Source organism: Streptomyces litmocidini (assembly GCF_014649755.1).
Taxonomy (GTDB): domain Bacteria; phylum Actinomycetota; class Actinomycetes; order Streptomycetales; family Streptomycetaceae; genus Streptomyces; species Streptomyces litmocidini.
In genome coordinates, this window is sequence record NZ_BMTQ01000021.1 from 61,711 (window position 1) to 74,538 (window position 12,828).

The 12,828-nt window shown below is 73.5% G+C and carries 10 protein-coding genes; 5 read left to right on the forward strand and 5 right to left on the reverse strand.

Translation table 11 applies throughout. From position 1 onward, the window contains the following. Positions 1 to 38: 38 nt before the first annotated feature. From IE180_RS31940 to IE180_RS31950, 3 genes are read right to left on the reverse strand one after another with little or no spacing between them, the layout of a single operon-like run. Positions 39 to 821: a 3-oxoacyl-ACP reductase gene (locus tag IE180_RS31940; protein ID WP_190160438.1), complete on the reverse strand. Its 783-nt coding sequence runs from the start codon at positions 819 to 821 to the stop codon at positions 39 to 41. Further along, on the reverse strand, positions 818 to 2,182 hold the full coding sequence (locus tag IE180_RS31945) for an aldehyde dehydrogenase family protein (protein ID WP_190160439.1): 1,365 nt from the start codon (positions 2,180 to 2,182) through the stop codon (positions 818 to 820). Before IE180_RS31945 ends, IE180_RS31940 begins: the two co-directional genes overlap by 4 nt. A 31-nt stretch (positions 2,183 to 2,213) precedes the next feature. After that, a complete protein-coding gene (locus tag IE180_RS31950; RefSeq protein ID WP_190160440.1) occupies positions 2,214 to 3,578 on the reverse strand; it encodes a glutamine synthetase family protein in 1,365 nt (454 codons plus the stop codon). 89 nt (positions 3,579 to 3,667) lie between these two features. Here IE180_RS31950 and IE180_RS31955 point away from each other — a divergent pair, with 89 nt between their 5' ends. The 3 genes from IE180_RS31955 (at position 3,668) to IE180_RS31965 (ending at position 6,690) form a co-directional block, all read left to right on the forward strand. Continuing rightward, positions 3,668 to 4,396, forward strand: a complete 729-nt coding sequence (locus IE180_RS31955; RefSeq protein ID WP_190160441.1) for a FadR/GntR family transcriptional regulator — start codon at positions 3,668 to 3,670, stop codon at positions 4,394 to 4,396. Positions 4,397 to 4,547: 151 nt separating this feature from the next. Next, positions 4,548 to 5,981 (forward strand): ethanolamine permease, encoded by a 1,434-nt coding sequence (eat, locus tag IE180_RS31960; protein WP_190160442.1) that lies wholly within the window; start codon positions 4,548 to 4,550, stop codon positions 5,979 to 5,981. Positions 5,982 to 6,009: 28 nt separating this feature from the next. After that, a complete protein-coding gene (locus IE180_RS31965) occupies positions 6,010 to 6,690 on the forward strand; it encodes a gamma-glutamyl-gamma-aminobutyrate hydrolase family protein (protein ID WP_190160443.1) in 681 nt (226 codons plus the stop codon). 140 nt (positions 6,691 to 6,830) lie between these two features. On the opposite strand, the gene IE180_RS31970 is transcribed toward IE180_RS31965, so the two are convergent. Next, positions 6,831 to 8,270 (reverse strand): purine-cytosine permease family protein, encoded by a 1,440-nt coding sequence (locus IE180_RS31970; protein ID WP_190160444.1) that lies wholly within the window; start codon positions 8,268 to 8,270, stop codon positions 6,831 to 6,833. Positions 8,271 to 8,339: 69 nt separating this feature from the next. Between IE180_RS31970 and IE180_RS31975 the strand changes: the two genes are divergently transcribed. Together IE180_RS31975 and IE180_RS31980 are read left to right on the forward strand one after the other, a co-directional pair. Beyond that, complete coding sequence (locus IE180_RS31975) at positions 8,340 to 8,999, forward strand: TetR/AcrR family transcriptional regulator (protein ID WP_190160445.1); 660 nt, start codon at positions 8,340 to 8,342, stop codon at positions 8,997 to 8,999. Between the two features lie 323 nt (positions 9,000 to 9,322). After that, positions 9,323 to 10,951, forward strand: a complete 1,629-nt coding sequence (locus tag IE180_RS31980) for an amidohydrolase (protein WP_190160446.1) — start codon at positions 9,323 to 9,325, stop codon at positions 10,949 to 10,951. A gap of 407 nt (positions 10,952 to 11,358) precedes the next feature. Here IE180_RS31980 and IE180_RS31985 read toward each other — a convergent pair whose 3' ends face one another. After that, positions 11,359 to 12,825: a SulP family inorganic anion transporter gene (locus tag IE180_RS31985; protein WP_190160447.1), complete on the reverse strand. Its 1,467-nt coding sequence runs from the start codon at positions 12,823 to 12,825 to the stop codon at positions 11,359 to 11,361. Between the last annotated feature and the right edge of the window lie 3 nt (positions 12,826 to 12,828).

Consider the following 12,828-nt stretch of genomic DNA (forward strand, 5'->3'; position numbering starts at 1 on the left):
GCTGTCGGGTGGGGGAAGGGGGGTGGCGGCGGTGGGGTCTAGAGGGGGGTCACGTACGCGCCCGAGATGCCGCCGTCGACGAGGAAGTCGCTGGCGTTGACGAAGGAGGAGTCGTCGCTCGCGAGGAAGGCGACGGCGGCGGCGATCTCCTCGGCCTCGGCGAAGCGGCCGACGGGGATGTGCACGAGGCGGCGCGCGGCCCGCTCGGGGTCCTTGGCGAACAGTTCCCGGAGGAGCGGAGTGTTGACCGGGCCGGGGCAGAGGGCGTTGACGCGGATGCCCTCCCGGGCGAACTGGACGCCCAGCTCGCGGGACATGGCGAGGACGCCGCCCTTGGAGGCGGTGTACGAGATCTGGCTGGTGGCGGCGCCCATGATGGCGACGAAGGAGGCGGTGTTGATGATGGAGCCCTTGCCCTGGCGGCGCATGTAGGGCAGGGCGGCCTTGCAGCAGAGGTAGACGGAGGTGAGGTTGACGTCCTGGACGCGCTTCCAGGCCTCCAGGCCGGTCTCCAGGATGGAGTCGTCGTCGGGGGGCGAGATGCCGGCGTTGTTGAAGGCGATGTCGACGGAGCCGTAGGTGTCGAAGGCGACCTCGAAGAGGTTCTCGACCTCGTCCGGGTCGGTGACGTCGACCCGGACGAAGGTGCCGCCGACCTCCTCGGCGGCGGCCTTGCCGGCGGTCTCGTCGATGTCGCCGCAGACGACGCGGGCGCCTTCGGAGGCGAGACGGCGGGCGGTGGCGAGGCCGATGCCGCTGCCCGCTCCGGTGATGACGGCGGTGCGGCCGACGAGGCGGCGGCAGATGATCTCGTTGCTCACAGTGCGGGACCCTCCGTGCTGATGAAGACGTTCTTGGTTTCGGTGAAGGCGGTGAGGGCGTCGGGGCCGAGTTCGCGGCCGAGGCCGGACTGCTGGTAGCCGCCGAACGGGGTCCAGTAGCGGACGCTGGAGTGGGAGTTGACGGAGAGGTTGCCGGCCCGGACGGCGCGGGAGGCGCGCAGCGCGCGGCCGACGTCCCGGGTCCAGATCGAGCCGGAGAGGCCGTACTCGGTGGCGTTGGCGAGGCGGATCGCGTCGGCCTCGTCCTCGAAGGGGAGGACGACGGCGACGGGTCCGAAGATCTCCTCGACGGCGCAGCGGGCGTCCTCGGGGACGCCGGTGAGGACGGTCGGCGGGAACCAGAAGCCGGGACCCTCGGGCGCCTTGCCCCGGATGCCGGCGGCGTGCTCCGGGACGTAGGAGCGGACGCGGTCGAGCTGGGCGCGGGAGATGAGCGGGCCCATCTGGGTGCGCTCGTCGGCGGGGTCGCCGACGACGATCTCCTCGATGGCGGGGGTGAGGAGTTCGAGGAAGCGGTCGTACGCGCCGCGCTGGACGAGGATCCGGGTGCGGGCGCAGCAGTCCTGGCCGCTGTTGTCGAGGAAGGACATCGGCGCCGCCGCCGCCGCGGCCTCCAGGTCCGCGTCGGCGAAGACGATGTTGGGGCTCTTGCCGCCGAGTTCGAGGGTGACCCGCTTCACCTGGTCGGCGCACTTCGCCATGATCGACTTGCCGACCCCGGTGGAGCCGGTGAAGACGATCTTGGCGATGCCGGGGTGTTCGACGAGGGCGTTGCCGGCGACGGGGCCGGTGCCGGGCAGGACCTGGAAGAGTCCCTCGGGGAGACCCGCTTCGAGGGCGAGTTCGGCGAGGCGGAGCGCGGTGAGCGGGGTGGCCTCGGCCGGCTTGAGGATCACGGCGTTGCCGGCGGCGAGGGCGGGCGCGGTGGCCCAGGCGGCGATCGGCATGGGGAAGTTCCAGGGGGCGATGACGCCGACGACCCCGAGCGGTTCGAGGATCGTGATGTCGAGGCCGCCGGCCACCGGGATCTGGCGGCCGTTGAGGCGCTCCACTCCCCCGGCGGCGAAGTCCAGCAGGTCGCGGACGTTGCCGGCCTCCCAGCGGGCGTTGCCGATGGTGTGGCCCGCCTCGGTGACCTCCAGGCGGGCCAGTTCCTCGACGTGGTCGTCGACGACGGCGGCGAAGCGGCGGAGCAGCCGGGCCCGGTCGGCGGGCGCGGCGGCGGCCCAGCCGCGCTGGGCGGCGGCGGCGCGGGCGACGGCGGCGTCGACGTCCGCGGGGGTGGCGGCGGGGACGGTGGCGACGGTTTCCTCGGTCGCCGGGTTCAGTACCTGGAGCAACTCGTTCCTCTCGGAGGCGATGCAGAGGCGGTCAGTGGCGTTCGAAGGAGCGGCGCAGCTCCCAGTCGGTCACCGCGGCGTCGAAGGCGTCGAGTTCGACGCGGGCCATGTTGCGGTAGTGGGCGACGACCTCGGCGCCGAAGGCGGCCTTGGCGATCTCGCTGGTCTCCCAGAGTTCGGCGGCCTCGCGCAGGGTGGTGGGGACGTGCGCGTACTCGGCGGTGTACGCGTTCCCGGTGCAGGGCGGGGGCAGTTCGAGGCGCTGCTCGATGCCGTACAGGCCGGCGGCGACCAGGCCGGCGACGGCGAGGTGGGGGTTGACGTCGCCGCCGGGGAGGCGGTTCTCGAAGCGGGTGGAGCGGCCGTGGCCGACGACCCGGAGCGAGCAGGTGCGGTTGTCGTGGCCCCAGGCGACGGCGGTGGGCGCGAAGGAACCGGGCTGGAACCGCTTGTAGGAGTTGATGTTGGGGGCGTAGAGGAGGGAGAAGTCGCGGAGGGCGGCGAGCTGTCCGGCGAGGAAGTGCCGCATGGTCGCGGACATGTGGTGCTCGTCGTCCCCGGCCATCACGTTCTCTCCGTCGGCGTTCTGGAGGGAGAGGTGGATGTGGCAGGAGTTGCCCTCGCGTTCGTCGTACTTCGCCATGAAGGTGAGCGAGTAGCCCTCCTGGGCGGCGATCTCCTTGGCGCCCGTCTTGTAGACGGCGTGCTGGTCGCAGGTGACGAGGGCCTCGTCGTACTTGAAGGCGATCTCGTGCTGGCCGGGGTTGCACTCGCCCTTGGCGGACTCGACGGTGAGTCCGGCGCCGGCCATCTCGTTGCGGATGCGGCGCAGGAGCGGTTCGATGCGTCCGGTGCCGAGGACGGAGTAGTCGATGTTGTACTGGTTGGCGGGGGTGAGGCCGCGGTAGTGCGCGTCCCAGGCCTGCTCGTAGCTGTCCCTGAAGACGATGAACTCGAGTTCGGTGCCGACGTGGGCGGTGAGGCCGAGCTCCGCGAGGCGCTCCAGCTGGCGGCGGAGGATCTGGCGGGGCGCGGCGGCGACGGGGGTGCCGTCGGCCCAGGCGAGGTCGGCCGTCACCATGGCGGTGGCGTCGTTCCAGGGGAGGCGGCGGAGGGTGGTGAGGTCGGGGTGCATGGCGAAGTCGCCGTAGCCGCGGTCCCAGGAGGACATCTCGTAGCCGTCGACGGTGTTCATCTCGGTGTCGACGGCGAGGAGGTAGTTGCAGCCCTCGGTGCCGTGGTCGAGGACCTCGTCCAGGAAGAACGGTGCGGCGAACCGCTTGCCCTGGAGTCTTCCCTGCATGTCGGGGAAGGCCAGGACGACGGTGTCGATCTCGCCGCTCGCGACGAGGGCGCGCAGCTCCTCGACGGTGAGCGGGGGTGTGCGGTCTGCCACGGGATTGCTCCTCCTTCGGCCTGCCGGGAGCCATAAGGTATTGCGGAAGACCATTGCTTGGGAAGTGCTGGAGGAAGGGAAACGAGAACGTGGCCAGTACGAGTGAACCGGCGGACCGGCTGACGCCCGTGCTGCGGCCGGTGCGGGCGGGCAACGGGTTCGAGGAGGCCCTGGAGCAGATCCTCCAGGTGGTGCGGCTCGGCCTGGTGCCCGGTGGGGAGCGGCTGCCCGCCGAGCGGGAGCTCGCCGACCGGATGGGGATCAGCCGGGTGACCCTGCGCGAGGTCCTGAAGGTCCTCCAGGAACAGGGGCTCGTGGAGAGCCGGCGCGGCCGGTACGGCGGGACGTTCGTGCTGCCCCGGGTCCAGACGGCCGACGAGGACGAGCTGCGCCGCCGGATCGCCACGGTCGACATGGAGGACACCCTGCGCTTCCGTGAGGTCCTGGAGGTGGGGGCCGCCGGGCTGTGCGCGGCCCACGGCCTCGACGCGGCGGGCGCCGAGCGGCTGCGGACGGCCCTCGCGGCGACCCATGACGCCCCGCTGGCCGATTACCGCCGCCAGGACACCCTGCTCCACCTGACGCTCGCGGAGCTCTCCGGCTCGCCGACGCTGACGGCCCGGTACGCAGCCGTCCGGGCGACGGTGAACGACCTCCTGGACTGCATCCCCCTGCTCGTGCGCAATCTGGAGCACTCCCAGCACCAGCACACCGCCCTGGTGGAGGCCGTGCTCGACGGGGACGCGGACGCGGCGCGCGAGGTGATGCGGGAGCACTGCTCGGGCACGGCGGCGCTGCTGCGGGGCTTCCTGACGTGAGGGGCGGGACCGCCGCGGGGCGTCCCGGCCCCGGCCCGGCACCGGGAACGGCGTGACCCGAAAGTAACGCACGGGGGTTGCGCTTCCCCACCGGCCACCGCAAAGGTATGGCACCAATCCATTGGGCCCGTTGCGGGGAGCTGACGCCGCCATGACGCTGGAAGACACCACGCAGTCGAAGGACGACTACCTCGAACGCCGGGCCCTGCGCCGCGGCAGCGCCGGCTGGCTGCTGCTGACCGGCCTCGGCGTCGCGTACGTCGTGTCCGGGGACTTCTCCGGCTGGAACATCGGCCTGTCGAAGGGCGGCTTCGGCGGCCTCGCCGTCGCCACCGTCCTGATGGGCGCGATGTACGCCTGTCTGGTCTTCGCGCTCGCCGAGCTCTCCGCCATCCTGCCCACCGCGGGCGGCGGCTACGGCTTCGCCCGCCGGGCGCTCGGCACCTGGGGCGGCTTCCTCACCGGCACCGCGATCCTCATCGAGTACGTCCTCGCCCCCGCCGCGATCTCCCTCTTCATCGGCGACTACGTCGAGTCCCTCGGCCTCTTCGGCCTGGAGTCCGGCTGGCCGGTCTACCTGGTCTGCTTCGCGCTCTTCATCGGCATCCACCTGTGGGGCGTGGGCGAGGCGCTGCGCTTCAGCCTGATCGTGACGGCGATCGCGGTCGCGGCCCTGGTCGTCTTCGCGGTCGGCGCGTTCACCGACTTCCACGTGGACGGCCTGGACGACATCCCGGTCGACGGGACGGCCTTCGGGTCGAACTCCTGGCTGCCCTTCGGACTGCTCGGGATCTGGGCCGCGTTCCCCTTCGGCATGTGGTTCTTCCTGGGCGTCGAGGGCGTGCCGCTGGCCGCGGAGGAGGCCAAGGACCCGGTGCGGTCGATGCCGAGGGCGCTCGCGATCTCCATGGGGATCCTGGTGCTGCTCGCCGTCATGACCTTCTTCGCCGCCACCGGGGCGCGCGGCGCGGCCGCCGTCCAGGAGGCCGGCAACCCGCTGGTCGTGGCGCTCCAGGGCGACGGAGAGCCCACGGCGCTCAGCCGCTTCGTGAACTACGCGGGCCTCGCGGGCCTGGTCGCCTCCTTCTTCTCCCTGATCTACGCCGGTTCGCGCCAGCTGTTCGCCCTCTCCCGCGCGGGCTACCTGCCCCGGTTCCTCTCCCTGACCAGCCGCCGCAAGTCGCCCTACCTGGGACTCCTCATCCCCGGCGCCATCGGCTTCGCGCTCGCCGCCGGCACCGGGGACGGGGCGCGGATGCTGAACGTCGCGGTCTTCGGCGCCACCATCTCGTACGCCCTGATGGCGCTCTCCCACATCGTGCTGCGCCGCCGCGAGCCGGGGCTGCACCGGCCGTACCGCACGCCCGGCGGGATCGTGACCTCGTCGGTGGCCTTCGTCCTGGCCCTGTCGGCGCTGGTCGCCACCTTCCTGGTGGACCGGACGGCGGCCTTCATGGCGCTGGGGGTGTACGTGATCGCCCTCGCCTACTTCGCGTTCTACAGTCGGCACCACCTGGTGGCCAGGGCGCCCGAGGAGGAGTTCGCGGCGCTCGCCGCGGCCGAGGCCGAACTCGAACGCGACTGACGTCCCTTCCCTTCCTGGAGGAAGTTCCGTGACCAAGCCGCTCATCGGCGTGACCACCTATCTGGACCGGGCGCGCTGGGGCGTGTGGGACATGACCGCCGCACTGCTCCCGGCCGCGTACCCGCGTCTCGTACGGGAGGGCGGCGGGCTCGCGGTCATGCTGCCGCCCGCCGGGCCCGAGGAGGCGGCGGCGGTCGTGGCCCGGCTCGACGGGCTCGTCGTCGCGGGCGGGGCGGACGTCGAGCCCGTACGGTACGGGGCCGAGCCCGACCCCCGCACCGGCCCGCCCGCCCGCGCCCGGGACGCCTGGGAGCTGGCCCTCATCGACGCGGCGCTGGCCTCCGGCACCCCGCTGCTCGGCATCTGCCGGGGGATGCAGCTCCTGAACGTGGCGCTCGGCGGCACGCTGGTCCAGCACCTGGACGGGCACGTGGAGGCGGTCGGCGTGATCGGCCGGCACGCGGTGAAGCCGGTGCCGGGCACGCGGTACGCCTCGCTGGTGCCCGAACTCGCCGAGGTCCCGACCTACCACCACCAGGCCGTCGACCGGCTCGGCGCGGGGCTCACAGCCTCGGCGCACGCGGAGGACGGCACGGTGGAGGCGGTGGAACTGGACGCGCCGGCCTGGGCGCTCGGGGTGCAGTGGCACCCGGAGATGGGCGAGGACACGCGCGTGATGCGCGGCCTGGTGGAGGCGGCCGGCCGGTAGCGGCCGGACGGACGGGGCCGCGGGGCGGCCGGGGCGGGCTCCGGCCGCCCGCGGTTCAGGGGGCTCGGAGGGCTCCGGCCGCCCCGCGGCCCGGTGGGCGAGGGCCCCGCGGCCCGGTGGGCGGGGGTGGTCGCCGCGGCTCAGCGGGCGGCGGCGGTCGCCGCGACCGCGCGGCGCCCCAGCACCACGTACAGCACGGTGGAGACCACCATGCCGACCGGCAGGGAGAGGTCCATGCCGCCGAGGGCGGCGGCGACCGGTCCCGTGTAGAGGGTGTTCACGCAGAGGGCGGCGGCGGCCACGCCCGTCAGCAGGGAGACGGCTCCCGCCCAGTTGACTCCGCCGGTGAACCAGAAGGGGCTGCCGGACGTCTCGTCCGAGAGCGCGACGCCGTCGTACCGGTTGCGGCGCAGCACGACGTCCGTCGCGTACACGGCCATGAGCGGGCCGATCAGGACGGTGATCACCTGGAGGGCGTTGCTGACGGTGTCGAGGAAGTTGGAGACGAGCAGCCCGTAGAGGGTGAGGCTCACCGCGACGACGCCGTCGAAGAGGACGCTGACGGTGCGGCGGATGCGCAGGCCGACGGCCTGGAGGGCGAGGCCGGCGCTGTAGGCCGTCAGTGCGTTGATGGAGATCGTGCCCAGGACCAGGGAGAGCAGGAAGACCGGTGTGAACCAGCCGGGCAGGATCTCCTGGAGCGCGTTCTGGGGGTCCGTCATGTCGACGGCCGTCGCGGCGAACGCGCCGAGCGCGCAGACGATGACGCTCGGCACGAAGGAGCCGAGCGCGGTCCAGCCGGCGACGGCCTTCGGCGAGGCCGTGCGGGGCAGGTAACGGGAGAAGTCGGCGCTCGTGGTGTACGAGAGCGGGCCCGAGGCCACCATCGCCGTGCCCGCGACGAGCACCGCCCACAGGTCCGTGCCCGTCAGCGACTCGGCGGGGACGTACGAGAAGTCGGCGTGCTCGAAGACCGCCAGCGCGACGACGGTGAAGGAGCCGGCCAGGGCCAGCGTGATCGGCAGGTACAGCTTGATGATCAGGCCGTGTCCGTACACGCTGATGCCGAGGGTGAGCGCGGCGATGACGACGATGACGGCGACCTTCACCGGGGTGTCGGCCGTGATGCCGACCTTCTCGACCAGGGCGAAGGCGGCGGTCGCGGCGGCGGCCAGGTTGAGGGCGAAGTAGCAGACGGAGACGAGCCAGCCGCCGACCGCGTTGTTCACGCGGTTGCCGATGACGCCGTAGAGGGCGCGGGTGATGACCTCGCTGGGCGCGCCCGCGGCGGGGCCCGGGGTGGCGACCAGGCCGGTGAGGACGCTGAAGAGGTTGCCGATGACGATCACGGCGAGCGACTGCCAGAGGGTCAGCCCCATCAGGACCAGGGCGCCGCCCACGACGAGGCTGAGGTAGTTGACGCTGGCGGCGGCCCAGACGGCGAACAGTTCGCGCGGGTTGCCGTGGCGCTCCGCGTCGGAGATGTGATCGATGCCGTGGGCCTCGATGCGGCCGGACCGGTCGGCCGGCGGGGTGACCTCGGCGCGGGCGGCGCCGGGGTCGGGGATCGTGGAAGCCATGCGGCCCTCCGGATGCGTGTGATGCCCACCTGGTTGCTTATTGGTCGCACACTCAATAGCATCGCCGGTATGCCGTCAAGCGTCCAGCGCAAGAGAATTCGGAAAACTCCCGAGGCCCGGAGGGCGGAGATCGTGGAGACCGCGGCCCGCGTCGCCCTCACCGAGGGCCTGGAGTGCGTCACGCTCCGGCGCATCGCCGAAGAGCTCGCCGTGCGCCCCGGTCTGATCAGCCACTACTTCCCCTCGGCGGAGGACCTGGTGGCCGAGGCCTTCAGCGTCGCCTCCACCGGCGAGCTCGACGCCCTGCTGCCCGCCGACCGCCCCGACGGGACGCCCACGCAGTACCTCGCGCGCTACTTCGCCCTCTCGGCCGGAGAGGCGTACGACGACATCAGCCGCCTGTGGATCAACGCCCGGCACCTCAGCCGCTACCGGCCCGTGCTCCGCGACCGGGTCGCCGAGCAGGAACTCGCCTCCGACGACCGCCTCGAAGGACTCATCCGCGAGGGCGTCGAACGCGGCGAGTTCCGCACGGACGACCCGCGCGCGGCGGCCATCCAGATCCTGGTGGTCCTCGACGGCCTCGGCGCCCACGCCAACACCGACCGCAGCAACCGCCCGGAGGCGGTGACGCGGATGGCGGTGACGACGGCGGAACGGGAACTCGGCCTGCCGTACGGCACCTTGACGGACGTACGGCTGCCGGGAGAACCGCCCGTGCCGAGCTGACGAGCGGAGACGACCGGGCGGCGACGCGCCGCGCCGGAGGCCACTCGGCCTCCGGTCCCACCGGTCCGCGAGCCCCACGGGCGAACGGGGCGGCGACCGACACCGGGCCGGCCTCCCGCCTGCGGCCGCCGGCGGGCCGCGCCTCCCCCGGCGACCGTCCGGTCCGCCACCGGGCCACGCCGACGGCCATCCGCCCGACGACCACCCCGCCCACCGGCCCCACACCGCCGACCCGCCCCGCACCCGCCCACCGGTCCCACCCCACCCCCACCTCCTACGACTCCACTGTCCCGACCGCCTTCCGCACCCTTCCTGGAGCCACCGTGCGCACCCGACTCGTCCTGCACTCCGCCCGTCTGCTCGACCCCGGCACGGGGGCGTTCCTGCCGGAAACCGCGCTCGCCGTCTCCGACGACGGCCGGATCTCCGCCCTGGGCGACGACCGCGAGATCCGGGCGCTGGCCGCTCCGGCGACGACCGTCGTCGACCTCAAGGGGGCCGTCGTCACCCCCGGCTTCGTCGACGGCCACCTGCACCCCGTCTCCGGCGCCGAACTCACCCACGGCCTCGACCTGTCGTACTGCGCCGACCTCGACGACGTACGGGAGGCGCTGGCACGCGAGGTGCGGTCCCTCGGCCGCGGCCAGTGGCTCTTCGGCTGGGGCCTGGACCCGAACGTCTTCGGCGGCCGGCCCGTCGGCACCGCCCCCTTCGACGCGGTGCTCGAAGGGGTGCCCGCCTTCCTGCTGCTCTTCGACGCGCACTCGGCCCTGGCCAGCCGCCGGGCCCTCGAACTCGCCGGGGTCGACGGCCCCCGCGTCTTCGACCAGGCCTCCGCCGAGGTCGTCTGCGACGCCGACGGACGCCCGACCGGACTGCTCCAGGAGGACGCCGCCTGCGAACTGGTCGAGCGGGTCGCCCCCAAGCCGACGCGCGAGGAGAGCCGGCAGCGGCTCGCGGCGGCGCTGCGGTCCATGGCGGCGGCAGGCCTCACCGGCGGTCACGCCATGGACGCCAACGGCGACAGCCTCGCCCTGTACGGGGAGCTCGACGCGGCCGGTGAGCTGCCGCTGCGGCTCCGGGTCGCGCCCTGGTGCCAGCCGGGCACCGACGCCGACGGCGTGCGCGCGCTGATCGAGCAGCAGGGCACGGGCGGGGAGCTGTGGCGGGTCGCCGGCGTGAAGCTCTTCATGGACGGGACCATCGACAACGGCACGGCGTGGCTGGAACGGCCGGACTGCCACGGCGAGTCCACGCACGCGTTCTGGCCGGACCCCGAGGCGTACACCCGGATCATCGGGGAACTGCACCGGGCGGGCGTGGCCACCGCGACGCACGCCATCGGCGACGCGGCCGTACGGCACGTCCTCGACTCCGTCGAGAAGGCGCGGGCGGAGGCGGGCGGCGGGGTACGGCACCGGGTCGAGCACATCGAGACGGTGCCGGACGACACGCTGCGCCGCTTCGCCGAGCTGGGCGTCCTGGCGTCGATGCAGCCCACGCACTGCTGCGACTTCACCCGCGCCGACCACACCGACAACTGGTCGCGGCGTCTGGGCGAGGAGCGCGCCGGGCGCGCGTGGCGCTGCCGCGACCTCGCGGAGTCGGGTGCGACCGTGGTCCTCGGCTCGGACTGGCCCATCGCGCCGTTCCCGCCGCTGGGCGTGATGGCCGGGGCCCGGCACCGGCGCCCGAGCCGTGACCTCGGGCAGGCGCCGCACGGGCCGGAGCAGGCGCTCACGGCGCTGGAGGCGCTGCGGGGCATGACGACGGCGCCGGCGTACGCGGCGGGCGAGGAGCACGAGGCGGGGCGTCCGGTCGTCGGCCACCGCGCCGATCTGACGGTCCTGGGGGCGGATCCCCTGACGACCCCGGCGACGGAACTCCCGGACGTCCCGGTCCGCCTGACGGCGGTGGCGGGGCGGATCACGTTCCGCGCGACGGACCTCTGACGCCCCCGGGCCACACCCCACACGGACCCGCGCCCTGCGGGGCGGCGCCTCCGCCCGCCTCCGTGTGGGCAATCGTCCCGCTGGGCGGGACGGGTGGGCACACGGGACGGCGCCCTCCAGCGGCGCCTCCGCGTTCCGGGCCTGAACCCGCACCCCGCGTGCGCCGTGCCCGTCGGTGCGGGTCCAGGCGCAGCAGCCTCGGGCGCCGGCAAGGGGCGCCGTCCGTTGTGCCCACCCGTTCCGCCCCAGCGGAACGACTGCCCACAACGGCGGGGCGGGCGCAGCCCGCGACGGGGCGCGGGGGCGGGCGCCGCCCCGCGGACGTCCGCAACGGGGGCGCGGGGGTGGCCGCCACCCCGGGGTTGCCCACAGCGGCGGCCAGGGGGTGGTCCGGTGGTCGGGGCCGATCAGGGTGCCGTCTTCGCGGGCTCGGTCACCCTCACGGGCTCCGTACCGACCGCGCTGTGCCGTTCGGCCCACGTCTCCAGGGCCGTACGGCAGGCGTGGTCGAGGTGGTGCAGCCCGGAGACGTCGACCACGATCGGTCGGTCCTGGGGCAGCGCCTCCAGGCTGTCGAGTATCTTCGGCAGCCGCAAGAAGGTCGCGTTGCCCGACAGGTGCGCCTGGAGCGGGCCCGCGCCCTTGTCGACGACCTCCAGTCCGACGTGCGACGTCTCCCAGGCGGTCTTGGCCACGGACAGGGCCAGTCCGATCAGCACGCCTTCGAACATGTTCACGGTGACGATCGCGACGGCCGTCACCACCAGGATCAGCGCCTCGCCCCGGTGCCCCCGCCACAGCGTCGCGACCCCGCGGAACGGGATCAGCTTCCAGCCCGCGTGGATCAGGACGCCGGCGAGCGCGGGCAGCGGGATCAGCGCCAGCGCCCCCGGCAGCAGCGCCGCGAACAGCAGCAGCCACACGCCGTGCAGGACGCGGGACGCCTTGGTCTTCGCGCCCGCCGCCACGTTGGCGGAACTGCGGACGATGACCGCGGTCATCGGCAGGGCGCCGAGCACGCCGCAGACCGCGTTGCCCGCGCCCTGCGCCATGAGTTCCTTGTCGTACTGGGTGCGTGGGCCGTCGTGCAGCCGGTCCACCGCGGCGGCGCTGAACAGGCTTTCGGCGGAGGCGATCAGGGTGAAGGCGAGGACCGTGCCCAGGACGGCCGGGTCGGCCAGTTCGCCGAGGGCGTCGGCGCCGGGCGGTCGGACGGAGTCGATCAGGCCGTTCACCTCGACGGTGGCCACCGGCAGGTCGAACGCCAGGGTGACCGCCGTCGCCAGGATCACCGCGGCGAGCGCGCCCGGTACGGTCCGCGCCTGTTTGGGCAGGTGCCTCCACCCCACCATCACGGCCACGGTGCCCGCGCCGACCGCGAGCGAGACGGGCGCCGCGGTGCCGAAGGCGTCGAGGGCGGCTCCGGGCAGCCCCAGGATCTTGTCGACGCCGGAGGCGGGAGCCTTGAGGCCGGCCGCCGCGTACAGCTGACCGGCGATGATCACCAGGCCGATGCCGGCCAGCATGCCCTCGACGACGGCGACGGAGATCGCCCGGAACCAGCGGCCCAGTCTCAGGGCGCCCATGGCCAGCTGGAGCACCCCGGCGGCGAGGACGATCACGCCGAGCGTGGCGAGTCCGAACTCGGTGACGGCCTCGAGGACCAGCACGGTCAGTCCCGCAGCCGGTCCGGACACCTGCAGGCTGCTGCCCCGCAGGAGACCGGTGACGATGCCGCCCACGATGCCGGTGACGAGTCCGAGTTCGGCCGGGACGCCCGAGGCGACGGCGACGCCGACGCACAGGGGGAGGGCGACGAGGAACACGACGAGCGAGGCGGCGAAGTCCTGCCGTAAGAAGGGGAAGTGGGTCATGTC